The organism is Vibrio sp. ES.051 (assembly GCF_002563795.1).
Classification (GTDB): domain Bacteria; phylum Pseudomonadota; class Gammaproteobacteria; order Enterobacterales; family Vibrionaceae; genus Vibrio.
Window position 1 is genome coordinate 627,801 of record NZ_PDJL01000004.1, and the last position, 24,339, is coordinate 652,139.

Annotated in this window: 25 protein-coding genes; 13 read left to right on the forward strand and 12 right to left on the reverse strand. The window is 45.0% G+C overall.

Annotated elements, in window-relative coordinates:
* The first annotated feature begins 112 nt into the window (after positions 1-112).
* Entirely contained in the window at positions 113-1,477 is a 1,365-nt protein-coding gene (locus ATG66_RS09255) for a sodium-dependent transporter (RefSeq protein WP_098415020.1), read from the forward strand.
* Between the two features lie 104 nt (positions 1,478-1,581).
* On the opposite strand, the gene ATG66_RS09260 is transcribed toward ATG66_RS09255, so the two are convergent.
* From ATG66_RS09260 to tsaA, 5 genes are all read right to left on the reverse strand, one after another.
* Complete coding sequence (locus ATG66_RS09260; protein ID WP_098415021.1) at positions 1,582-1,773, reverse strand: DUF4250 domain-containing protein; 192 nt, start codon at positions 1,771-1,773, stop codon at positions 1,582-1,584.
* Positions 1,773-1,979, reverse strand: a complete 207-nt coding sequence (locus ATG66_RS09265; RefSeq protein ID WP_005391765.1) for a YaeP family protein — start codon at positions 1,977-1,979, stop codon at positions 1,773-1,775. Before ATG66_RS09265 ends, ATG66_RS09260 begins: the two co-directional genes overlap by 1 nt.
* Before the next feature lie 111 nt (positions 1,980-2,090).
* On the reverse strand, positions 2,091-2,759 hold the full coding sequence (locus tag ATG66_RS09270; protein ID WP_098415022.1) for a tellurite resistance TerB family protein: 669 nt from the start codon (positions 2,757-2,759) through the stop codon (positions 2,091-2,093).
* Between the two features lie 177 nt (positions 2,760-2,936).
* On the reverse strand, positions 2,937-4,652 hold the full coding sequence (locus tag ATG66_RS09275) for a proline--tRNA ligase (RefSeq protein WP_098415023.1): 1,716 nt from the start codon (positions 4,650-4,652) through the stop codon (positions 2,937-2,939).
* Between the two features lie 111 nt (positions 4,653-4,763).
* Positions 4,764-5,459, reverse strand: coding sequence for a tRNA (N6-threonylcarbamoyladenosine(37)-N6)-methyltransferase TrmO (tsaA, locus tag ATG66_RS09280; RefSeq protein WP_098415883.1), 696 nt, complete (start codon positions 5,457-5,459; stop codon positions 4,764-4,766).
* Between the two features lie 453 nt (positions 5,460-5,912).
* Here tsaA and ATG66_RS09285 point away from each other — a divergent pair, with 453 nt between their 5' ends.
* Complete coding sequence (locus tag ATG66_RS09285; RefSeq protein ID WP_098415024.1) at positions 5,913-7,499, forward strand: AbgT family transporter; 1,587 nt, start codon at positions 5,913-5,915, stop codon at positions 7,497-7,499.
* 156 nt (positions 7,500-7,655) lie between these two features.
* Here ATG66_RS09285 and ATG66_RS09290 read toward each other — a convergent pair whose 3' ends face one another.
* A complete protein-coding gene (locus tag ATG66_RS09290) occupies positions 7,656-8,105 on the reverse strand; it encodes a YaiI/YqxD family protein (protein ID WP_098415025.1) in 450 nt (149 codons plus the stop codon).
* Entirely contained in the window at positions 8,102-8,395 is a 294-nt protein-coding gene (locus ATG66_RS09295; RefSeq protein ID WP_098415026.1) for a hypothetical protein, read from the reverse strand. The genes ATG66_RS09290 and ATG66_RS09295 overlap by 4 nt, the downstream gene beginning before the upstream one ends.
* An 826-nt stretch (positions 8,396-9,221) precedes the next feature.
* Between ATG66_RS09295 and ATG66_RS09305 the strand changes: the two genes are divergently transcribed.
* On the forward strand, positions 9,222-9,707 hold the full coding sequence (locus ATG66_RS09305; RefSeq protein WP_179885678.1) for a GNAT family N-acetyltransferase: 486 nt from the start codon (positions 9,222-9,224) through the stop codon (positions 9,705-9,707).
* Here the strand turns inward: ATG66_RS09305 and ATG66_RS09310 are convergent.
* Both ATG66_RS09310 and ATG66_RS09315 read right to left on the reverse strand, forming a co-directional pair.
* A complete protein-coding gene (locus tag ATG66_RS09310) occupies positions 9,667-9,966 on the reverse strand; it encodes a DUF3301 domain-containing protein (RefSeq protein WP_098415028.1) in 300 nt (99 codons plus the stop codon). The genes ATG66_RS09305 and ATG66_RS09310 overlap by 41 nt on opposite strands.
* Positions 9,967-9,971: 5 nt before the next feature.
* Complete coding sequence (locus ATG66_RS09315; RefSeq protein ID WP_098415029.1) at positions 9,972-11,009, reverse strand: DUF3549 family protein; 1,038 nt, start codon at positions 11,007-11,009, stop codon at positions 9,972-9,974.
* Positions 11,010-11,085: 76 nt separating this feature from the next.
* Here ATG66_RS09315 and ATG66_RS09320 point away from each other — a divergent pair, with 76 nt between their 5' ends.
* Together ATG66_RS09320 and truC are read left to right on the forward strand one after the other, a co-directional pair.
* Positions 11,086-11,400 (forward strand): YqcC family protein, encoded by a 315-nt coding sequence (locus ATG66_RS09320; RefSeq protein WP_143699681.1) that lies wholly within the window; start codon positions 11,086-11,088, stop codon positions 11,398-11,400.
* Positions 11,401-11,405: 5 nt separating this feature from the next.
* Positions 11,406-12,185 carry a tRNA pseudouridine(65) synthase TruC gene (gene truC, locus ATG66_RS09325; protein ID WP_179885630.1) on the forward strand — a complete coding sequence of 260 codons (780 nt, stop codon included), beginning with the start codon at positions 11,406-11,408 and terminating at the stop codon, positions 12,183-12,185.
* 66 nt (positions 12,186-12,251) lie between these two features.
* Here truC and ATG66_RS09330 read toward each other — a convergent pair whose 3' ends face one another.
* From ATG66_RS09330 to map, 3 genes are all read right to left on the reverse strand, one after another.
* Entirely contained in the window at positions 12,252-12,635 is a 384-nt protein-coding gene (locus ATG66_RS09330) for a DUF3461 family protein (protein ID WP_098415031.1), read from the reverse strand.
* A gap of 141 nt (positions 12,636-12,776) precedes the next feature.
* Positions 12,777-15,401 (reverse strand): bifunctional uridylyltransferase/uridylyl-removing protein GlnD, encoded by a 2,625-nt coding sequence (glnD, locus tag ATG66_RS09335; protein WP_098415032.1) that lies wholly within the window; start codon positions 15,399-15,401, stop codon positions 12,777-12,779.
* A gap of 114 nt (positions 15,402-15,515) precedes the next feature.
* On the reverse strand, positions 15,516-16,394 hold the full coding sequence (map, locus tag ATG66_RS09340) for a type I methionyl aminopeptidase (RefSeq protein WP_098415033.1): 879 nt from the start codon (positions 16,392-16,394) through the stop codon (positions 15,516-15,518).
* Between the two features lie 375 nt (positions 16,395-16,769).
* On the opposite strand from map, the gene rpsB reads away from it, so the two are divergent.
* The 8 genes from rpsB to rseP all read left to right on the forward strand — a co-directional run bounded on the left by rpsB (position 16,770) and on the right by rseP (position 24,333).
* Positions 16,770-17,498 carry a 30S ribosomal protein S2 gene (gene rpsB, locus ATG66_RS09345; RefSeq protein WP_098415034.1) on the forward strand — a complete coding sequence of 243 codons (729 nt, stop codon included), beginning with the start codon at positions 16,770-16,772 and terminating at the stop codon, positions 17,496-17,498.
* A gap of 132 nt (positions 17,499-17,630) precedes the next feature.
* On the forward strand, positions 17,631-18,476 hold the full coding sequence (gene tsf / locus ATG66_RS09350; RefSeq protein ID WP_098415035.1) for a translation elongation factor Ts: 846 nt from the start codon (positions 17,631-17,633) through the stop codon (positions 18,474-18,476).
* A gap of 147 nt (positions 18,477-18,623) precedes the next feature.
* Entirely contained in the window at positions 18,624-19,355 is a 732-nt protein-coding gene (gene pyrH / locus ATG66_RS09355; RefSeq protein ID WP_098415036.1) for a UMP kinase, read from the forward strand.
* Positions 19,356-19,449: 94 nt separating this feature from the next.
* Positions 19,450-20,007 carry a ribosome recycling factor gene (gene frr / locus ATG66_RS09360; protein ID WP_098415037.1) on the forward strand — a complete coding sequence of 186 codons (558 nt, stop codon included), beginning with the start codon at positions 19,450-19,452 and terminating at the stop codon, positions 20,005-20,007.
* A 96-nt stretch (positions 20,008-20,103) separates the two neighbouring features.
* Entirely contained in the window at positions 20,104-20,859 is a 756-nt protein-coding gene (locus tag ATG66_RS09365) for an isoprenyl transferase (protein WP_098415038.1), read from the forward strand.
* Between the two features lie 12 nt (positions 20,860-20,871).
* Positions 20,872-21,714 (forward strand): phosphatidate cytidylyltransferase, encoded by an 843-nt coding sequence (locus ATG66_RS09370; protein WP_098415039.1) that lies wholly within the window; start codon positions 20,872-20,874, stop codon positions 21,712-21,714.
* Between the two features lie 55 nt (positions 21,715-21,769).
* Positions 21,770-22,975: a 1-deoxy-D-xylulose-5-phosphate reductoisomerase gene (gene ispC / locus ATG66_RS09375; protein ID WP_098415040.1), complete on the forward strand. Its 1,206-nt coding sequence runs from the start codon at positions 21,770-21,772 to the stop codon at positions 22,973-22,975.
* Entirely contained in the window at positions 22,975-24,333 is a 1,359-nt protein-coding gene (gene rseP / locus ATG66_RS09380; protein ID WP_098415041.1) for a sigma E protease regulator RseP, read from the forward strand. Before ispC ends, rseP begins: the two co-directional genes overlap by 1 nt.
* The last annotated feature ends 6 nt before the right edge of the window (positions 24,334-24,339 follow it).

Below are 24,339 nucleotides of genomic sequence, written 5' to 3' on the forward strand. Positions count from 1 at the left end.
TGACTGTGAATTGTTTCAACTGTCGAGTATTTAACCGGAGTGCTCTTGTTGAATAGTGAATATTGCTATAGTGTACTAGTTAGCTAGTTCAATGATATTTTGTGTGAGTAGTATGACACAGCAAACCTCTTCTCAGCCTCGTGAGCATTTTGGCTCTCGTCTCGGATTCATCTTAGCAGCCGCAGGTGCCGCAGTTGGCCTTGGCAATATTTGGGGCTTTCCAACCCAAGCTGCCAGTAATGGCGGCGGTGCTTTCCTGTTGGTTTATTTGGTGATGATTCTTATCGTCGCATTTCCTATGCTGGTGGTTGAAATGGCGATTGGTCGTCATGGTCAAGCCAACCCGGTGGATAGTATGCGCTCGCTTACCAATCATCCGGTAGGTAAAAAGCTCGGCGGTATTGTGGGCTGGATTGGTTTAAGCGTACCAAGCGCTGTTTTAGCGTTTTACTCTATTGTCGGTGGTTGGTTGATCTGCTTTTTACTGGGTGCAATCACAGATCTAATGGGGTTAGAAGCTGCAACTCAATGGCTAAAGGGCTTTAGCGTTGAACGTAACTTGTTCGGAACTATTACTTTTTATGTGCTAACAATTCTTATCGTACAAGGTGGCGTAAAACAAGGTATTGAGAAGTGGTCAACACGCTTGATGCCAGCATTGTTTGTTCTGTTTGCCCTGCTGTTTGCTTACATCATGACGCAAAACGGTGCGATGGAAGGGCTAAAGCATTACTTGGTACCGGATTTCGAAAAGGTATGGGACCGCAAGTTGATTCTTGCTGCAATGGGGCAGGGCTTCTTCTCGCTTACGATCGGTGGCTGTTCAATGCTGATTTATGGCTCTTACTTGAGTAAGAAAGAGAACCTACCAAAGATGGCGATGAACGTGACCATGGTAGATACTGCCGTTGCTTTCATTGCAGGGTTAGTGGTGATGCCAGCGATGTTTGTTGCGATGCAAAAAGGCGTTCAAATCTATGCTGAAGATGGCTCTCTATTAAGCTCTGATACGTTGGTATTTACCGTATTGCCGTTGATGTTTGATAGCTTAGGTTTGCTTGGTCAATTGTTCTCTATTGTGTTCTTTTTATTGCTGACGATTGCGGCGCTAACGTCTTCAATTTCAATGTTAGAGTGTCCAGTGGCGTTAGTGAGTGAGCGTTTCAACACTAAGCGTAGCGCAACGAGCTGGGTTTTAGGTGGTCTCATCGCCTTGCTCAGTGTGGTGATTGTTTATAACTTTGGCGCTCTGTTTGGTATGGTCGCGACGGTTGCTACTCAGTATCTACAACCAACCGCTGCGCTCTTATTCTGCTTATTTGGTGGTTGGGTATGGAATCGCAACTCAAAAATCAAAGAGCTTGAGCAAGGTTGCCCGGAGTTTACGCAAGGTTGGTTTGGTAAGTTATGGCCTGCGTATGTGAAGTTTGTATGTCCAATTCTTGTGGCTACGGTCATATGGGCTTCATTCGGCTAATCGAAACGTCTATTGGACAAAAGAAAAGGGCTTGATGAGTGATCATCAAGCCCTTTTTCATGTTGGTTATTCCCGTTTCAGTTACCCGCGGTGATTGCTGCGGGTTAACGGAATTGTCCTGCTTCTGGAAGAAAGTCAAAACCAGCAGACGCCAGTTTTGCTTCTAGTGCCGTGCGATCGATATCGAAGAAAGCCACCAGTTTATCTAAGTCACCACCGAAGTCGTCGCGTAGCTTCATATTTACAATGCTCATGAGCATGACAGGCTCCATGGATTCAAAGTTCGCTAGATTCATTACTTGTCCTCAAAATCTGAAATCAGTAGGTTTGCTGCAGCAAATGCCGCTTTTTCACGCACTTCTTTAGGCAGAGACTCATCCGCCGCAACATCGTTCAGCGCTTTTACTGCACATGAAATTGCTTGAGGAATGTAAGCTTGATCGCCACTACCAATTTGAGCATAAAGCTCACGAACCAATTCACAACAGCCATATACTTGCATGTTTTCTTTCCACTAAATGATAATTTATCTCAATATACACACAGCGGATTTGAAACTCAAAGCACAGAGTTGTTTTGGCTCAAGTTGAGGAGTCGCTTGAGCGAGATTTAATCACTGCATTTGTGCTTCTAACTGTTGAGTGACTTCAGGTGAAAGCTGTAGCTGTTTTGCCAGTTCTTGTAAGTATGCTTTTTCCATGAAGTTTTGCTCATCAGCAACAATCAAAGACGCGAGATAAATTTCTGACGCTTGTTGAGGAGAGGTCGCCTGATTAGCAATTTCAGCAGGATCAAGCGGTTTGTTTAGTTCTTGCTGAACGAGCTGACGAACGTGCTCATCTGCGCTCATATCCGTCAGGGCCTGTTCGATGCGGGTCATTTCCTCTTCATCGACATGGCCATCGGCTTTTGCGGCACCAATCATTGCTTTTAAAATTAATACGCTGTGTTTGCTGTCATCGGGGTCGAAAGTCTCGTGAATGTCTTGGCCGTCCTGCTTGGCTTGCCAGTCGTTATAAACCTTATACGCTAATGCTCCAAGCGCCGCCGCTCCACCGACTTTTAATGCGCCCGAGCCTATTTTCTTGGTCATTTTTTTACTTTTCTTCGAGCCCATCAGCATGCCGATAAGGCCTCCGCCAACGGCACCTGCTCCTAGCGTTTTCAGGCTACTTGAGTTTGATGAGGATTTGATATTGTTAGTTTGTTTACCTAACGCATCAGCCCCTTGCTTGAGTAAGTCTGATTTGAGTGCTTGGTTTAGCAGAGTTTTTAAATCCATAACTGACCTCCTTTAGATGATAAAATCAGTTTAATAGCAAGAAGCTGAACCAAAGATTAACAAAGTGAATAGATCTAAAAAGGGAGTAGTAAGATTGCCCAGTAATAAAAAAGGGCTGACCGAAGCCAACCCTTTCTAATTATTTTGACATTACCTCAAGTGAGAACCGTCGAGCGCTTACTTTAGTTGAGCCTTTACGTGCTCAACGATATCAGCCATCGCGATTGGCGTTTTCTCACCAGTAGCACGGTTCTTGTATTCGAAGTTGCCTTCTTTCATTGAGCGGTCACCGATAATAATTGTATGCGGTACACCAATAAGCTCCATGTCAGAGAACATGACGCCTGGGCGTTCTTTACGGTCATCAAACAGCACTTCGATACCCATTGCCGTTAGCTCTGCGTACAGTTTCTCAGCCGCTTCTTTTACTTCTTCTGACTTGTGCATGTTCATTGGAACGATCGCAACCTGGAATGGTGCGATTGCATCTGGCCAGATGATGCCGTATTTGTCATGGTTTTGCTCAATAGCAGCCGCTACGACGCGAGTGATACCGATGCCGTAACAGCCCATTTCTAGGATGACGTTCTTACCATCAGGACCAAGTACACCACAGTTCATCGCTGCCGAGTAAGCGTTGCCAAGTTGGAAGATATGGCCAACTTCGATACCACGTTTAAGCTGGATAGTGCCTTTACCACATGGGCTTGGATCGCCTTCAACCACGTTGCGTAGGTCTTCAACTTGACCAAGCTCTGCGTCACGACCCCAGTTAATGCCGAAGTAGTGTTTGCCATCGATGTTCGCACCCGCACCGAAATCACTCATTACCGCTACGCTGCGGTCAACGATGAACGGCAGTTTAAGACCAACAGGGCCTAGAGAACCAGGGCCAGCACCGATCAGCTCACGAATCTCTTCTTCAGATGCCATCTCTAGTGGAGCTGCAACTTGAGGAAGGTTCTCTGCTTTCACTTCGTTCAGTTCATGATCGCCACGAATGATAAGCGCGATGATTGGTGCATCAACTTCGTCAGACGCTTTCACAAACAACGTTTTCACTGTTTTTTCAATTGGCAGCTCGAACTGTTCAACCAATTCAGCGATTGTTTTTGCGTTTGGCGTATCTACCAACGTCATTTCTTGCGTTGGTGCAGCGGCTTCAGAGGCTGGAGCTAGCGCTTCTGCTTTTTCGATGTTTGCCGCGTAATCTGACTCGGTAGAGAATGCGATGATGTCTTCGCCACTTTCAGCCAGTACGTGGAACTCTTGAGAGCCGCTACCACCGATAGCACCGCTATCTGCTAGTACAGGACGGTAATCCAGACCCATGCGATCGAATGCTTTGCAGTAAGCATCGTGCATTGCGTCGTATGACTTTTGTAGACCGTCTTTATCAATGTCAAAGCTGTACGCATCCATCATTGAGAATTCACGTGAACGCATTACACCGAAGCGTGGACGACGTTCGTCACGGAATTTGGTTTGGATTTGGTACAGGTTTAGCGGAAGCTGTTTGTAAGAGCTCACTTCATTGCGAACAAGGCTAGTGATCACTTCTTCAGCGGTTGGGCTAAGTACAAACGGACGAACATGACGGTCAGTAAAGCGAAGTAGCTCAGGACCCATCTTTTCGCTGCGGCCTGTCTCTTCCCATAGTTCAAACGGCTGAACAACGGGCATCAAAGTTTCGACTGCACCTGCATTGTCGATTTCTTGACGAACGATGTTTTCGACTTTACGCAGTACACGTAGACCAGTAGGTAGCCAGGTGTATAAACCTGAAGCCAGCTTACGGATCATACCTGCACGTAGCATGAGTTGGTGGCTCACTACTTCTGCGTCGTTTGGAGTCTCCTTCAGAGTAGAAAGAAGATAATTACTGGTACGCATTAAATTTATCCGTTTATTTAAGTTTGATACTCAAGCCTAGTTAGGCGGGAGTAAGGGATTCCCCTAAAGGGAAATTTGTTAGCCGTTTATAATATCAGCCAATTGCTTTTGTCAAAAGCTTTCAATCGCGGTAACCGTTATTAAGTTACCCATTACCGTGAACTTTACATTCAAGTCGAACAAACTTACCGCATATTCTTTATTGTCCGGTTTGCCTTTTTTGTATGCAGGGCGAGGATCTTGTGCCAGAACTTGTTCAATCACCGATTGTACATAATCAGTATCGGATCGCTTTTCTATCGTCGCCAATGCATTAGGAGAAAAGTTGACGTGTGACTTTTCTGGCTCTTGAGCCGCGTATCCACCTTGTGCGTCAGGGATGGCATCCGAGTAGGGGATATAAGGTTTGATATCTACAATGGGGGTGCCATGAACTAAATCGACACTGCCTAGATCCAGGTAGACTTGATCGCCTTGTTTAGTCACCCCTTTGACTTCAACCGCTGACATTCCGATGCCGTTTGGTCGGAAAGTTGAGCGCGAGGCAAAGACACCAATACGTTCGTTTCCGCCTAGCCGAGGCGGGCGGACGGTTGGTTTCCATCCCGCAGCTAAATTTTGGTCAAACAAAAACAGTAACCATACGTGAGAGAATTGCTCTATCCCTCGAATAGCCTCTGGGCTATTTGCTTCGCCTAACAGTTTTACTCTTGCTTTTGCGGCAGGTACTAGGCGGGGCTGGCGCGGAACAGCGAATTTCTCTTGGTAAGGGGTTTCAATGATGCCAATTGGCTCAACAGAATACATAGTGAACATCTTCAAGAATTCATTTTACGTGGCAAAGTATCATACATTTGTCTGGTTTTTCTTTTTGGTCATGAATTTTACAACGTCATAGTTAGTGGCTCAGATTGAAGGGCGTATTGTGAATGTCACCTCCTGTTTTGGTCCGTTTACTAGCGAAAAATTACCACTCTGATTGCCATTTGGTAAACGAAAAGAGTGGTTATACGTTATTTGAAGATTTAAAACCGTCGAAAAAAGAGTGTGCCTGCATCTTCTAGTGATTGATAATGTCGCTTGGTTTGCATTTTACGGATTAAGTGTCTGCATGCTTGTCTAAAAAGTAGGTTTAATTGCTTCTTTGGTTACGGTTTGTAACATTTAAGGCTTTTATTTCACCCCCTTGCTCGAGTACCCTTCGTTCGCTTTTGACATTTTTGTCACATTTGCACAGGAATAAAAACAAGGAGGGAACAGATGAGTTCATCTGATTCAATTAAACAAAACTCGCCTAAGAAGCCGTTGTTTACGCGCTTTTTGGATACTGTCGAATATTTGGGGAACTTATTGCCCCACCCGATCACTCTATTTGCCATTTTCTGTTTAGCCATTTTGGTGATGTCGGGCATTGCAGGATACTTCGACGTTTCGGTTGTCGACCCTCGTCCTGAGGGTGCAAAAGGTCGTGCCGCAGATGGTATGATTCATGTTGTCAGCTTATTTAATGCTGATGGACTCGAATTGATCGTTACCAATCTAGTGAAAAACTTTGTCGGCTTCGCTCCGCTAGGCACGGTACTGGTTGCGATGTTAGGGGTAGCTATTGCTGAACATTCGGGTCTTTTATCTGCGGCAATGCGCGGCTTAGTTATGGGGGCTTCTCAGCGGATGGTGACCGTAACGGTCGTTTTCGCCGGTATCATTTCAAATACAGCATCAGAGCTTGGCTATGTGGTACTTATTCCACTGGCTGCGATGTTGTTCCATTCTCTAGGTCGTCACCCACTTGCAGGTCTTGCTGCGGCGTTTGCTGGTGTATCCGGTGGTTACTCTGCGAACCTACTTATCGGCACGGTTGATCCGCTCCTTTCAGGCATTACTGAAACAGCAGCGCAAATGATTGACCCTACTTACACGGTTGGCCCAGAGGTAAACTGGTACTTCATGTTTGTGTCAACGTTCTTCATTGCAATCACTGGTGCATTGGTGACTGAGAAAATCGTTGAGCCAAAACTGGGCAAGTACAATGAAGAAGAAGCGGCCGAAGATTTGTCTAATGACAAAATGGGTGACCTAACTGGCCAAGAGAAGAGAGGCCTAAAAGTGGCCGGTATCGCTGTTGTTGTCGTTTCTGCGTTGTTAGCGTGGACGATTGTTCCAGCGGACGGGGTGTTACGCTCTGAGGCTGGGACGGTAGCAGGTTCGCCATTTCTAAAAAGTATCGTCGCGTTCATCTTTGTCTTTTTCGCGATCCCAGGCTTTGTGTACGGTAAAGTTGTGGGCACAATGAAGACGGATCGCGATGTGATTGATGCCATGGCGAAATCCATGTCTTCTATGGGCATGTACATTGTGTTGGTTTTCTTTGCGGCTCAGTTCGTTGCTTTCTTCAAGTGGACCAACTTTGGTCAGGTATTCGCGGTTGCAGGCGCAGACTTCCTACAAAGCATTGGCCTAACTGGTCCCATGTTGTTCTTTGCCTTCATTCTAATGTGTGGCTTTATCAACCTAATGATCGGCTCGGCATCGGCACAGTGGGCAGTAACGGCGCCTATTTTCGTGCCAATGTTAATGCTGGTTGGTTACGCGCCGGAAACAATTCAGGCTGCTTACCGAATCGGTGACTCAACCACCAATATTATTACCCCAATGATGAGCTACTTTGGTTTGATCTTAGCGGTAGCGACTCGTTACATGAAGAACTTAGGTATCGGTACGTTGATCGCGACCATGCTGCCTTACTCAATTTGCTTCATTATTGGTTGGAGTGTGTTGTTCTACCTCTGGGTATTTGTATTTGGTTTACCAGTAGGCCCTGGCGCAGCAACATTCTACACGCCTTAACAACGATTACCTCATACAGCCACATCAAAAGCCTGCAAAGTTCGCAGGCTTTTTTTATCATCAAGCGTAGAGTCGCTTTCGGAGACACCGCAAGAAGTGAAGTAGTGATTATTCGTCAGATCGGATTCACGGGGTCAACTGAAATGATGTGGAAGTTTACTGCTTAAATTTAGCTAAAATGCGGTCCAAATGATTAGCAAACTCACGGCGGTCAGTTTGAGATAGGGCCGCAGGTCCGCCGGTTTGAATACCACTTGAGCGCATGGTTTCCATAAAATCACGGATATTCAAGCGAGCTTTGATGGTGTCTTTAGTATAAAGCTCACCACGCGAGCTTAGCGCTTGCGCGCCTTTAGAAATCACTTCGTCAGCAAGCGGAATGTCAGAGGTAATAACCAAGTCATTGGCTTCCACACGTTGAACGATTTCGTTGTCTGCAATGTCAAATCCTGCTGGGACTTGCAGGGAGTGGATGTTAGATCTTTTTGGCACGGGAACGACATGGTTTGCAACAAACGTGCACTCGATTCCTGTGCGTTCTGCAGCGCGAACGATGGTCTCGCGAATGACTTTAGGACACGAATCTGCATCTACCCATAATTTCATGACGATTTCTCACTCAGTTTTTCTTCTAACTCTTCGATACGTGCGACTAATGCTGTCACCGTACTTTCCAGTGCGTCAATGCGACCATTGTTTGCCTTGGTCTGAGCGGCGACTTCGACCTTAGGCACACGCTGAGCGCTCTTCCAGCTTTTTATGGCGGTGATTAATGCTGGTATTGGGACCGGCGTTTTCATTCGGGCTTTAACCTGTGCAACCGTCGGTTCTTTTCCTTGCTGCTGCAGTTGTTCCATTACTGCTTCTAATTCTTTAGTCACGTCTTGAGTTAACATTTTTACTCCTTAACAACGATATATTTATCATCATACTTTGCGTACCTAAATTTGGCGAATAGCAATTTGGATAACGCTTTGTGAGAGATTTCTTACATGGTTTGTAAGATAAAACGATTTCGACATCATAAAAGAAGAAGAATTAAAATATAAGCTTCTGATAAACAAGAGATTGAAAGGTTTTCTAGCGAGTGTGGTTAACAAATATTACCTTCGGATAGATTGTCAATTTAGGGAAAAAGCGTAAATTAGAAGTTGTCAGCAGGGAGCCGACATGGAACAGGAAAGCACCAAGGATTTGGTTATCGTCAGGAAGACGATTTGATTTATCAGGATGATCAATCAAGCAAGGAGCCTAGGACATTGTAAGGACACAATCATCAATAGGACGTTGATGACGAAGGATAGACAATGGACCCCTCACAGGAATGAGGTAAGGACAGCATCAGGAAGATGCCAAGGACACCGCTAGGACGGCGACGTAAGGATTAAGCTGATGGAATCAGCCACTATTATGGATGATGCATGGAGCAATTTTTAGTAGCCGGACTGCTGCGAGTAAGACCATGACCCCGATACCTTTGTGTCGGGGTCTTTCTTATTTAAAAATTGTCAATATCACAAAATTTATAAAATCCTGACAACAGTTGATAAAAAACAATCCAGATCAATATACTTTCCAACCAGTTGGTTTAACTTTCGGCTTCTCTATAAGGTGTTATACCCCGCAGTGACTTAGCTGGCTCAGCTTCGTTAAGGTTTTGATATGCGGATAAATTAAGTTTGCTGTAATCAAGGAACAGATGTGGCCATAGTAACCAGAAGAATGCTTCTTCTACCCTACAATGAGTCGTTGCAACTAGAATTCGTCATGCTGAATTGCTGTGCGAAAAATCGTACTGACATGAACAGACTTCATACCGTTGCGTCTGCTAAACAGTTGTTTGAGAAACTCCTGGATGATGAAAACATTTATAGTATGGCGGTGTTAGAGAGCACGAGTCGTGACTACATGGGGCATGTGTTTATTTCCCATCTCGATTTTGAGCCTGAATTGGGGTTTGTTTTTGATAAGTCTTATTGGGGTAAAGGGTTAGCGACAGAAGCACTAAAAGCGTTTTTCCCGAAAGCGTGCCGTGAGTTGGATTTGCATAAGGTGAAAGCTAACGTGAATAGTAATCATCAAGCATCAATGGCAGTACTGACAAAGTTAGGATTTGTTAAAACAAAAGAAAGTAAGGACTTATATGGCCCTTACTTTGAAATGGAATTTACAAGCGATGTGGTGGTAGGTGAAAGTTCTGCGGCCTAAAACCGACCATCGTCAACTCGCCTTGGTAGCAATCATCACCAAGAGATGAAAATTCAAATTGATATACCGTATGCCAACGCCAGAATCCATCTGGCGTTTTTAGTTTGTGGGCACCAAAAGCGATGCTGATTAACTGGAGATCCAATTGCTCACATTTACGTGTGATTGCGGCTCTAGCAAGTTCTGCTTGGCGGCGCTGCTGCCAAAACAGAAAACAGAAAAAGCACAGCGCTAAAATGGCTAACAGATCACCAATCATCTCTCTTACCCTTTGGTTGCTTGTTGTAAGCTGACGAGTGCATTAGCGAGCTCTTCCGATGGACTTGAGTGCAGTAAAGGCAATAAGACCATTCTGAGCTCTGGGAGCATGACTAAATCCGCAAACAGCTGATTAAACAGGGCTTGGTTGCCTGTTTGTGCCAAACGCAGCAAAAACTGCTCGGCTATTTTCTCATTGGCAAGCAAATGCCATGTTCGGCCTGCGACACCAATCAGTACTTCTTGATGGCTCAGACGTTGGCTGTGTAGAATGGCCTCTAGTACCGGAGATGCGATTGCTATCGGTGCGCCAGCCAATGCACGGATGAGCGCGGAGAGGAGGAAAAGATCGGGCTCGTTACTTGCTATTTCTTGCTGGGCTTTTTCGGCGATACGTTCTGCCAAACGCTCTTGTAACTCTACGTGCTCAAGCGCACCTAGTAGCGCATAAAGTGGTTCGTTTGGTAAGTGTCTCAATGCTTTACGTATTGTTACCCCGTTTTGTTCTTTGTCCAAACGGGCCGCCATGTCGGTGATACCCTGCAGGCCGACCGTTTGCCAATTCTCCCAACCTAAGCCGCCTGAAAAGTAGTGTTGCGTGTGCTCGTAATAGGGGCTGGTAGGCAAATCAAGGTTCGCGCGGATTTGGCTATGAAATACGGCCATTTTGTCTTCTGACGGTTTGAAAGTGTAGGGGTTGTTAGACAACTTTTGCTGTTGTTCTTCAGTGATATCATCATTGAGGCGTGTTCCCATGGCTTCCACCACGTATTTTATGAAATTGCCGATATCGACTTGTTTTAATAAACCACGCTCGTCTAACTCAAACTTTAGAAACCAAATCCAAGGCTGCTTTTTTTCATTCCAATAAGCAATCGCAAGATGCGCTTTGCGCTGCATTGGAAATGGGTAAGGGCATTGGCCTTTTTCTATATCGGTAAATTCTTTTTGATCGATGGTTTTAATACGACGACCAAGGTCGAAGATTTGATAGTCACAGTGGCTGTTATTCAACAGTTGGGTGAGGGTTTGAATGTTATCCATTAAATACGGCGTCCTAACGTTCTTTTCACAAGAAATGGTATCATTCTTGGCTAATTCAAGGTTCGAGATAGAATTAATGGCAACAAAAAACCAATTGGTCGACTTACTTCACCAACTTGAAGAGCGACTCAAAAAGCATGATCTCTGGCAGCACAGTATGCCTTCACCACAAGCTTTACAAAGTGTGGAGCCGTTTGCGATAGGTTCACTTCATCCCCATGAATGGTTGCAATGGATTTTTATCGCACGCATGCGCGCATTAGTAGAAAGCAATAAAGCGTTGCCAAAAGGTTTTTCTATCGAGCCATATTTTTCTGAAGTATGGAAGCAAGAGGCAAAATACACAGAGCTTTTGCACATCATCCGAACTATCGACGAACTATGTAAGTAATCGCAATGTCAGAACAAGAAACTTTCCAAACAGTGGCTCCTGTGGAGTTAGAGATCGTTTATCAAGATAAATATTTTGTTGCCGTTAATAAGCCTGCCGGTATGTTGGTGCATCGTAGTTGGTTAGATAAACACGAAACGCAATTTGTGATGCAGACTTTGCGTGATCAAATTGGTCAGCATGTTTTTCCGTTGCACCGTTTAGATCGTCCAACATCTGGTGTGCTCGTATTTGCGCTGTCGAGTGAAGTCGCATCGCAGGTGATGCCGATGTTTGCTGAGCACAAGATGGAGAAGACTTATCACGCTATTGTGCGTGGCTGGATTGAAGAAGAGGGGGTTTTGGATTATGCACTCAAAGTTGAGCTGGACAAGATCGCCGATAAGTTTGCTTCGCAAGAGAAAGAGGCGCAAGAGGCAATAACTGAGTATAAGCCGTTAGCGAAAGCAGAGGTGCCATATTCAACGGGGAAATTTCCAACGACACGTTACTGTTTAGTCGAGATGAAACCTTTGACGGGGCGTAAGCATCAACTTCGTCGCCATATGGCTCATTTACGTCACCCAATCGTAGGGGATACGACTCATGGTGACGGTAAGCATAACAAACTGTACCGAATGAAATTTGATTCGCATCGTTTGCTGTTGCACGCATCAGAGTTGCGTTTTGTTCATCCATTTACTCAAGAAGAAGTCGTGATGAAAGCCAGTATTGATCAAACTTGGCAACAGTTATTCTCGCGATTTGAATGGAACCAAGACATCGTGAAGTCGTTTGGACACTGAACATAAAAAGAAAGAGTTGGCATTTGGAGCCAACTCTCTTGGTTTTAGTATGGTTAATATGACGCATTACTTGAGCTTTTCAAGGTCGGACTCGATCTCAGCAATTTTGCTTGATACCACTTTCTCCAAATGACGCAGATCAGATAGGATTTTCTCTTTGACATCCACTTCGGCCATTTTAGTTGGTTTGGTTATTTTATTAAGTTCATCGATCACTAGTGTGAGGTTACGATTGATCTCCGTAACTTCTTTGTATTGATGGCTACCGCTATCGACTAGGACATTTTTTACTTGGCGTGGGTATTTGAACTTTACACTCTTGGCAAAAAACTCACCTTTTTGTTTATGGAAGTAGATTTTGAGCACGTCTTTATGTGCTTCTTGGCGTAAGGAGTAACGTTCAATTTGCTTGGGATCATGAATGCCCAAACCTGTGAGGTGGGGATACATAGGCTACCTCTATGACATCGAGTTGATTTTATATAAATGTAGCAGCCTATGTATACGCTAGATAGCTGATATTTAGTCAAATTGCTCAACTTGTGGACAGGGTCGCTCTCGCTCTAAACCGAAAAGGTTGGCAGGTTTGAGCTAAGCTGCGACCTCATCAGATAATTTTTCGATCAGTTTCTCTCTTAGTTCATCTTGCTGCTCTTCACTTAGCCTACCGCCAACATCGCTGGTGAGAATAAACAAGTCTTCGGCACGCTCACCGATAGTCGTAATTTTCGCACCATGAAGATTAATGTTTAAATCAGCAAAAGTGCGGCCAACTTTCGCGAGCAAGCCCGGTGTATCCAACGCGACAAACTCCATTAATGTGTGTTTTTTACCTTTGGTTGGTAAGAAATCCACTTTCGTTTTGACGTTAAAGTGTTGCAGCTTGTTTGGTGTTCGGCGAGTTTTGATTTTTGTTGGACGACCCGCAGCCAGAACATGAGTTAAGTGCTTAATCACTGCCGCATGGCGAGACTCGTCAATGGCTTCTCCATGTTGATCGAGCACCATAAAGGTATCAATCACGTGCCCATCCTTGCTGGTCATAATTTGTGCGTCATGAACATTAAAGTTGCGTCGGTCAAGTTCTGCTACGACGGTAGCAAATAATGCGGGTTGATCTTTGCTGTACACGAAAACTTCGGTGCCTCCGCGAGTCGCTTTTTTGCTGATCAAGACCAATGGTTTGCTAGGATCATCCATACGCAGTAAGTGCTCACAATGCCAAGCTATCTGCGTATGAGTATGACGGAGGAAATAGTCGGCTTTAAAACGTTGCCAAAGTACTTCTATCTCACGCGCAGAAAACCCTTCTTTGCGCAACATTGCTGAGGCCATCTGTTGATTGTGGCGAATGCGTTCTCGGACATCGACAGGGTTTTCTAACCCTCGACGTAAGGCGCGCTGAGTGGAGTAATACAATTCAGCGAGCAGGGTTCGTTTCCAAGTGTTCCAGAGTTCTGGGTTTGTCGCACAAATATCAGCCACGGTTAGGCAAACAAGGTAATCGAGGGACTCTTCATCTCTTACTTTTTTGGCAAACTCGGCAATCACATCGGGATCATAAATGTCACGACGCTGGGCTGTGACGGACATCAACAAATGGTGCCTTACCAACCAGCCCACGAGTTTGGCTTCTGGTTTGGATAAACCATGTTCAATACAGAAATTGTACGCTTCCTCTTCACCAATCACAGAGTGATCCCCCCCACGCCCTTTACCGATGTCATGAAAAATCGCCGCTATAATCAGTAGTTCTTTTTTTTGTATACGCGGGTAAACATCACAACAAATTGGATGCCTATCATGGTTCTCAGGATCACTGAAGGTATTAATGTGTTTGAGTAAGCGAATACTATGTTCATCGACGGTATAGGCGTGAAACAAGTCAAACTGCATTTGGCCTACTATTTGGCTCCATTGTGGTAAGTAAGCCGCCATCACACCAAGCCGATGCATCAAGCTAAATGCTTTGTGCAGAGCATTAGGGTGACGACATAAAGTTAAGAACTTTTCTCTGGCGGCAGGCATGGTGTGAAGAAATTTATTCAGGCGGCGGCGTGCCGTTCTTAATTGACGTAGAGTGGGTGGGCTAACCCCTTCGATGGTGAAGTCATTCGCGATATGTAAAAACATATCCAGAATGGTTTCTGGGCGAGCTTGAAATAAAGCCGGTTTACGGGCTTCAATCAACGAACCTCGACGTTGAAAATCGGCATCGAGAATTTCTGCATTCTTAGTAACGCCACCATTGATGATGGCTTGATCAAACAGTTTGAGCAGCATTTTATTGAGCTCTGCCACACGACGAAGCGTACGATAAAACTCTTTCATCATCATTTCTACGCCGCGGTTACCTTCTCCAATGTAGCCGAGGTTTTCTGCAACTTGTGCTTGGTGAGCGAAGGTTAAACGATTATCGTATCGACGCAGTTCCATATGCAGAGCAAAGCGCACGCGCCAAAGGAAGTCCTGACACTCAACCAGTTCTCGGTATTCTGCGTCAGTCAAAAAACCATATCGGCTCATTTCAAGTAAAGAAGTCGCGCCAAAGTGGCGACGAGCAACCCAACTTAAGGTATGGATATCGCGCAGACCTCCGGGAGTGGATTTGATATCCGGTTCAAGGTTATAAGTTGTATCGTGGTAGCGTGCATGGCGTTCGCGTTGCTCTTGAATTTTAGCGCGGTAAAAGGTTTCGCTCGGCCAGAAAGAATCCGATAACACCACTTTTTTTAGTGCTTGGAATGTATCCTCGCTGCCACACAGCAGGCGGGCTTCTTGAAGGTTAGTCGCGACAGTGAGGTCTTCTTGACCTATTTTTGCGCACTCACTAACGGTACGAACGGCGTGTCCTACCTCAAGTTTTAGATCCCATAATAAGGTAATGAACTCGCTGATTTTTGCTTCAAGCGAGGTGGGTAATTTATTGTTCGACAGAATCAAAATATCGATATCGGATAACGGGTGAAGCTCGCCGCGTCCATAACCACCAACCGCCACCAATGAAATGTTGTAGATATCCTTAAAGCCAAAGTGCTGCCATAGGCGATTAAGGAGCAGGTCCATATATTCCGCCCGAGCCAAAACTAGGTTTGTCACGGGATGCTGGTTGAGAAATGCTTGGTTTTGATCGGAGCTAAACTTCTCTAACTCTTGTTTGAGTTTATCAATATTGATGTGTTCATCGGAAAAGGTAAGAGGGGACTGAAGTGTCATATTTGCCATCCGTGCAAGCTAATCATAATCTAGAACCAATCTAACAAATTTACGGAAGATAAAAAATATCCCCGCCGAAGCAGGGATATTGTAAACGAGGTGTGACAGTCAGCTTTACGCATTTTTCATTAGGCGAGGAATCGTATCATCGCTACGAAGAGTGAACACTTCGCAACCTTCTTTAGTTACGACGATAGTGTGTTCCCACTGCGCTGAGTTTTTGCCGTCACCGGTGTATACCGTCCAGTCGTCTTGCGCATCAACAGAACAACCGAACTTACCTGCGTTAATCATTGGTTCGATAGTAAAGCACATGCCTTCTTTCAGTACGCGGCGGTCTTTGTTCTTATAGTGAACCACCTGAGGCTCTTCGTGGAACTCATCACCGATGCCGTGACCACAGAAGTCTTTAACAATAGAGAACTTATTGCGAGGATTGTTCTTGTTGTTTTCTTTGATGTATTTTTCTATAGCCGTACCGATGTCACCAACAGTTGCACCCGGTTTGACTTGACGCATACCCACGTAAAGAGCTTCTTGTGCAACCATACATAGACGCTTGTTTGCTGGCGAGACATCACCAACTAAGAACATTTTAGAGGTATCACCGTGGTAGCCTTGAGGGCGCACGCTTAGATCGGCATTCTCATCGTTAGGAATAATAACGGTAATATCAATGTTCAAGATGTCGCCATCTTTTAGTACGGCTGGTTTTATTTGACCATTACTACCGATTTCGTCTCGTTCTGCTGGAATGCCGTGACAAACGATATGGTTGATAGAAGTACAAATCGACTTAGGGAAACCATGATAATCAAGTGGAGCAGAGTATGCGCCTTTTTCTAGAGCGTATTCATGACAGATTTTGTTTAACTCTTCTGTGGTTACACCGGCTTTTACGTGCGGTTCGATCATTTCTAGAATTTCTGCGGCTAGCTTGCCTGCAATGCGCATGCGTTCAATTTCTTCAGCAGTTTTAATCTTGATTGACATTGGTTTTCTCTACTTAATTCGTAAGCACGTAAACGTGCGAATAGTCGCATTCTATCAGACATCGAGGCGTTAACCCAAGCCAGATAGGAATATGCATCATTCTTAATTGAGAATAGGGCTCTGCATTCACTCTTGTACAGGAGGGTGAAAACATAACTTTTACTAGCCAGAGTAAGCTGAAATATGGTATAAAGCGCGCCGGTATAGAGGACTGTTCTCTTTGTTAAGTGCTAGCTAAGCGGCGAAGCAGGCTTCATCCGAATAACCTTTTATCTTTAAATCACACACATTCCGTCACATATTCCGGGGTGCTGAGCAGAAGCTTGGTCGGAGTTATGGGGAGTGTGGAGGCCTAACCCCATAGAGGAATTTAAAATGGCAACTGTATCAATGCGCGATATGCTAAAAGCTGGTGTTCACTTCGGTCACCAGACTCGTTACTGGAACCCAAAAATGAAGCCGTTCATCTTTGGCGCTCGTAGCAAAGTTCATATCATCAACCTAGAAAAAACGGTACCAATGTTCAACGACGCTCTAGCTGAGCTAGCTAAAGTTGGTGAGAAGAAAGGTAAAGTTCTATTCGTAGGTACTAAGCGCGCTGCATCTGAAGCTGTTAAAGAAGCTGCTATTGCAAGCAACCAGTTTTACGTGAATAGCCGCTGGTTGGGTGGCATGCTAACGAACTACAAAACAGTTCGTCAGTCTATCAAGCGTCTAAAAGAACTAGAGATTCAATCTCAAGACGGTACTTTCGACAAGTTAACTAAGAAAGAAGCTCTAATGTGTACTCGTGAAATGGAGAAGCTAGAGAAATCTCTTGGTGGTATTAAAAACATGGGCGGTCTACCAGACGCGCTATTCGTAATCGACGCTGATCACGAACACATTGCAATTAAAGAAGCTAACAACCTAGGTATTCCAGTATACGCTGTGGTAGATACTAACTCTAACCCAGACGGCGTTGACTACGTTATCCCAGGTAACGATGACGCGATCCGTGCTGTACACCTATACCTAAATGCAGCTGCTTCAGCAGTCGCTGAAGGTCGTAACAAAGACGTTGCAGCAGTATCTGAAAAAGACGGTTTTGTAGAAGCTGAATAATAGCGGCTCTGTGTCACACTTGGTCTATGTGAAACCTTTGTGTAGCATAAACTAAGTTATAGTTAGCAATGGGGGCCGACAATGTTAGGCCCCTGTTTTTTACCTTATTTCGAATCAAACGAGGAATAGAGAATGGCAACTGTAACTGCTGCTCTAGTTAAAGAACTTCGCGAGCGTACTGGCGCTGGCATGATGGAATGTAAGAAAGCGCTTGTAGAAGCAAACGCTGACATCGAACTAGCAATTGAAAACATGCGCAAATCGGGCGCAGCGAAAGCAGCGAAAAAAGCTGGTAACGTTGCAGCTGAAGGCGCAATCATCATCAAAGAAGAAAACGGCGTTGCTGCTCTTCTAGAAGTTAACTGTCAAACTGACTTCGTTGCTAAAGATGGTAACTTCACTGCATTCGCAAACAAAGTGGCTGAAGAAGCTCTAGCTTCTAAAGCTTCAGTAGAAGATCTACAAGCGAAATTTGAAGAAGAGCGTATCACTCTTGTTGCAAAGATCGGTGAGAACATCACTATCCGTCGCGTACAATACGTTCAAGGCACTGCAATCGCTTCTTACCGTCATGGTGAGAAAATTGGTGTGGTTGTTGCTGGTGAAGGCGACGCAGAAACTCTTAAGCATGTTGCAATGCACGTTGCTGCTTCTAAGCCAGAGTTCGTTAATCCAGAAGACGTACCAGCTGACGTAGTAGAAAAAGAGAAAGCGGTTCAAGTTGAAATCGCAATGAACGAAGGCAAGCCTGCTGAAATCGCTGAGAAGATGGTCATCGGCCGCATGAAGAAATTCACTGGCGAGATCTCTCTGACAGGTCAAGCGTTCATCATGGAACCTAAGAAAACAGTAGGTGAAATGCTGAAAGAAAAAGGCGCTTCAGTTGTTACATTCGTTCGCCTAGAAGTAGGTGAAGGTATCGAGAAAGCTGAAGAAATGAGCTTCGCAGAAGAAGTTGCTGCAGCTCAAAAAGGTTAACCCTTAGAGACTGAGCAAAGATTAGACCGTAGCCAAGGCTACGGTCTTTTTATGAGAAGTGGAAGATTAGTCGTGATGAATAGCTATAAATTAATTTGTGCCTATTCATGACTGTTAATCAACAACTCTCTTTGGAAGGTAAACTCCATGACTACGAACCCTAAGCCAGCGTATCAACGTATTCTATTAAAATTAAGTGGTGAAGCTCTTCAAGGTGAAGATGGTTTTGGTATTGATCCTGCGGTCCTTGATCGTATGGCTCAAGAAGTTAAAGAACTGGTTGAACTGGGCGTTCAGGTTGGTGTAGTTATCGGTGGCGGTAACTTGTTCCGTGGTGCAGGTCTTGCAGAAGCAGGTATGAACCGCGTAGTAGGTGACCACATGGGTATGCTTGCAACAGTAATGAATGGCCTAGCTATGCGTGACGCGCTTCACCGTGCATACGTAAATGCTCGAGTGATGTCGGCTATTCCGCTAAAAGGCGTGTGTGACGACTATAATTGGGCTGATGCCATCCGTGAACTTCGCCAAGGCCGAGTCGTGATTTTCTCAGCAGGCACAGGTAACCCATTCTTCACAACGGATTCTGCTGCTTGTTTACGTGGTATTGAAATCGAAGCGGATGTTGTACTAAAAGCGACAAAAGTTGATGGCGTATTTACTGCAGACCCGGTAGCAAACCCAGACGCAGAGCTGTATGATAAGCTACCTTACGCAGAAGTTCTGGATAAAGAGCTGAAAGTAATGGATTTGGCCGCGTTTACGCTAGCTCGTGACCATAAAATGCCAATCCGCGTATTTAATATGAACAAGCCGGGCGCACTACGTCGCGTGGTTATGGGTGAAGTTGAAGGCACGCTAATCAGCGAACAAGCTTGATCTATAACGACACTGAAACGCTTTGAATGGCGTTTCGCTTTGCTCAATCCTTTTAGGCTTTCTTCAGGAAAGATGACATTTTTAAGGTGAAACTGTGATTAACGAAATCAAAAAAGACGCGCAAGAGCGCATGGATAAAAGCGTTGAAGCGCTTAAGAACAACCTTTCTAAAATTCGTACAGGTCGTGCACACCCAAGCCTACTATCCGGTATTTCTGTAGAATACTACGGTGCATCTACTCCTCTCAATCAAGTTGCAAACGTTATTGCTGAAGATGCACGTACACTTGCAATCACGGTTTTCGACAGAGAGTTAACGCCGAAAGTTGAAAAAGCGATCATGATGTCTGATCTTGGTCTAAATCCAATGTCTGCTGGTACGATTATCCGTGTCCCACTTCCGCCGCTCACAGAAGAGCGTCGTAAAGATCTTGTTAAGATTGTTCGTGGCGAAGCAGAGGGTGCTCGTGTTGCGGTACGTAATATCCGTCGCGACGCCAATGGCGATCTTAAAGGGCTTCTAAAAGATAAAGAAATCTCTGAAGATGAAGATCGTAAAGCACAAGACGAGATTCAAAAACTAACAGACGTTGCAGTGAAGAAAATCGATGAAGTTCTTACTGCCAAAGAAAAAGAGTTGATGGAAGTTTAATACTCCCACACACATCACTGTTGGAAAACGCTGTGCTCACAGCTCAGCGTTTTTTTGTGTTAGTCTATCCAACTGATGGAATTCAATTAACTTCCTATGCAAAATTCTCAAGCCTTCTCTGATTCTCTCCCTAAGCATATCGCCATCATTATGGACGGTAATGGCCGTTGGGCTAAGTCCAAAGGAAAACCTCGCGTATTTGGTCATAAAAAAGGCGTTAATGCGGTTCGCAAAACCGTGGCTGCTGCTTCAAAGCTTGGCATTAAAGCCATGACGTTGTTTGCTTTTAGTAGCGAAAACTGGCGTCGTCCGGAGGAAGAAGTGGGTCTTTTGATGGAACTGTTTATCTCAGTCTTGTCTAGTGAAGTAAAAAAACTACACAAAAATAACTTACGGTTACGCGTGATTGGCGACACCAGTCGATTTAGTGAACGCCTGCAAAAAAAAATTGTAGATGCAGAAAAGCTTACAGCAGCTAATACGGGGATGGTAATTAACATTGCTGCCAATTATGGCGGTAAATGGGACATCACCGAGGCGGCAAAAACGCTAGCCCAAAAAGCGCGCAACGGTGAGATCCGTGTAGAAGATATCAATGAGCAGTTAATCACAAAGTATTTGACCATGGCAGACCTACCTGAGGTGGATCTTTTGATTCGCACCAGTGGGGAGTGTCGTATCAGCAACTTTATGTTGTGGCAAATGGCTTATGCTGAAATGTACTTTACACCAGAATATTGGCCTGAATTTGACGAAGATAGCTTAGTAGAAGCGGTTACTTGGTTTATTAATCGAGAGCGTCGTTTTGGCTGCACTGGTGAGCAAATAAAGGCATTGATGGCGGCTCAATAAGGACGAGTTAGTTTGAAACAGAGAATAATAACAGCACTAATTTTAGCTCCCTTGGTTATTTTAGGCATTTTTAAATTACCCCTAATGGGCTTTATTGCAGCTTTGACTGCGATCACACTGTTAGGTTTTTGGGAGTGGACTCAGTTTACAGGAAGCAATTCTCGTATTGCTGCCCTTGTTCCGGCGGTCATTATCACTGGGCTTAGTTTCCTATATATTTCACCTGACGCGCACAGCCTTAACCATTTAACCACACCTCATTACGTTGTATTGGGACTCGGTTTTGTTTGGTGGATTGTCGCGAGTTTAATGGCGATTACTTATCCTAAAACCACCAAATCTTGGCAAAGTAATCGTATTTTACGACATATTTTTGGCTTTCTGACATTAGTTCCATTTCTTTGGAGTGTAATAATTCTCAGAGCTTATAACATTACGGTAGACCCATACCACGGCGCTAAACTGGTCTTATATGTTTGTTTCTTGGTATGGGCTGCAGACAGTGGTGCTTACTTTGCAGGGAAAAGCTTAGGTAAACGTAAGATGGCGCCCCATGTCAGCCCGAATAAAACCATTGAAGGGCTTATCGGCGGTATTATTGCAGCCTTAATCGTCGCTTGGGTGTTTGCCGATTGGTTCGACATTCACTTTACCAGTCCTTTTCATATGGTGCTGATTACGCTTATCACTGTTGTTATTTCAGTGTTAGGCGATCTGGTTGAAAGTATGTTTAAGCGAGTCTCTGGCATTAAGGACAGCAGTAACATTATTCCAGGACACGGCGGTGTGCTTGACCGAATCGATAGTCTCACCGCAGCATTCCCAGTTTTTGCTCTTCTTTACTACGTATTCTAATTTATCCGGAGCGACGCAGCATTATCGCTCCGGAGTTTTCTAACGGTCTTACAACATGCAAAAGTTAACGATTCTTGGCGCTACAGGCTCAATCGGGTCAAGCACGCTTAAAGTGGTCGAACAAAACCCAGCGCTGTTTTCTGTAGTCGCATTAGCAGCAAGCACAAACGTTGAAAAGATGAGTGCACTCTGTCGAAAGTGGCAACCTAAATACGCAGTCATGGCGAATAAAGCCGCAGCGGTCGCTTTGCAGTCGGAGTTAAATTCTGTCTCGCCAAAAACTGAGGTGTTAGCTGGTACAGATGCGCTTTGTCATGTTGCTTCGTTGGAAGAAATCGACAGTGTAATGGCTGCGATAGTGGGCGCAGCGGGCTTATTACCCACGATGGCGGCGGTCAAGGCAGGTAAACGGATATTGTTAGCCAATAAAGAAGCGCTTGTGATGTCAGGCCAATTGTTTATCGATGCTGTTGAAGCGCATGGCGCAGAATTACTCCCCGTTGATAGTGAACACAATGCCATTTTTCAATGTCTGCCACAGCAAGTGCAAACGAGCCTTGGACGTTGTGACTTAGAAGAGCATGGCATTTCTAATATTCTACTTACCGGCTCTGGTGGACCATTCCGTTATACTGACATCGCTTCGCTTGAAAAGGTAACTCCTGCCCAAGCAATTGCTCATCCTAATTGGTCTATGGGCCCCAAGATTTCAGTCGACTCTGCGACCATGATGAACAAAGGTCTTGAATACATTGAAGCGAAGTGGCTATTTAATGCTACTCGTGACCAGCTTGAGGTGATCATTCATCCGCAGTCAGTGATCCACTCAATGGTACAATACCGTGATGGTTCTGTTTTAGCGCAAATGGGTGAGCCAGATATGGCCACACCGATCGCGCAGACCATGTCATACCCATCGCGAGTTGACGCAGGGGTAAAATCATTAGATTTCACCCAGGTGGGGGAACTGACGTTCTTGCAGCCTGACTTCGCCCGTTATCCATGCTTGAAACTAGCGATTGATGCGTGTTATGAAGGTCAGCATGCAACAACAGCACTGAATGCTTCAAATGAAGCGGCAGTTGATGCGTTTCTAAATAACCGCCTAGGCTTTACAGACATCGCTCGTATCAATGAGTCGGTGTTGAATAAAATCAGTGCAAGCTGCAAAGCTGAGAGTGTGAATAGCTTGGAAAGCTTGTTAGAGCTAGATAGAATGGCAAGAATTATCGCCCTAGAAACCATACGCGAGCGTAGCTAATGACGGGTATATTGTGGAATCTTATTTCTTTTATCGTAGCACTAGGCATTCTTGTTGCCGTGCACGAATTTGGTCACTTTTGGGTCGCTCGCCGTTGTGGCGTAAAAGTGGAAAAGTTTTCGATCGGTTTTGGCAAGTCTATCTGGAGTAAGGTCGGCAAAGACGGAACCGAATACAGCATCTCAATGATCCCGCTTGGCGGCTACGTCAAAATGGTTGATAGTCGCGTGGATGAGGTGCCTGAGCATGAGATGCATCTAGCCTTCGATCAAAAGCCGCTCTGGAAGCGAACATCCATTGTTGCGGCTGGTCCTATTTTTAACTTTCTCTTCGCTATTTTTGCTTATTGGTTAGTCTTTCTGATTGGTGTACCAGCCGTTAAGCCAGTAATTGGTGATGTTACGCCCAATTCGATAGTTGCAGAAGCCGGAATTGAATCAGGGATGGAACTAAAAGCGATCGCAGGTATCAAAACTCCGGACTGGGAATCGGTTAATATGGGGTTGATTTCTCATATTGGTGATGACTCGATGACGGTAACACTAACGTCAGTGAATGAAGTCGGTTCAGAAGTGACTCGAACGCTCAATCTTCGCAATTGGAAGTTTGAACCAGAAACTGAATCGGCAATGCAGTCACTGGGTTTTGCGCCATATACCCCGGAAGTGTATCGAGTTATTGAACAGGTTACGCAGGATGGGGCCGCGGAAAAAGCGGGCGTTCTTCCAGGCGATGAGATTGTTGCCATTGATGGGCAAACTGTCACCCATTGGAAGCAAGTGGTTGAGGCTGTGCGCTCCAAACCCAATACGCCGATGGATCTCACGGTATTGCGTCAAGGTTATCAACAGACATTGACGCTAACGCCTGATAGCCGTGAGCTAGCTAACAAACAAGTAGTAGGCTTTGCGGGAATCGCTCCTGAAGTCGCAGAATGGCCAGAAAGTTATCGCTTCGAACTGCAGTTTGGTGTATTCGAGTCAATTGGCAAAGCGATTGATAAAACAGGGCAAGTGATTGGACTAACCGCCAGTATGCTTAAGAAACTGGTTGTCGGAGACGTTGGTCTAAATAATCTAAGCGGACCGATATCCATTGCCAAAGGTGCAGGGGCAACAGCAGACTATGGTCTGGTCTACTTTTTAGGTTTTCTCGCTTTAATCAGTGTTAACCTAGGTATTATTAATCTCGTTCCTCTACCAATGTTGGATGGTGGTCATTTATTGTTTTTTGCAATTGAAGCAATCATCCGACGTCCCGTTCCAGAAAAAGTACAGGAAATGGGGTTTAGAATTGGTGGTGCGATCATCTTCTCGCTCATGGCGTTAGCGCTATTTAATGATTTTACTCGTCTGTGATAGTTC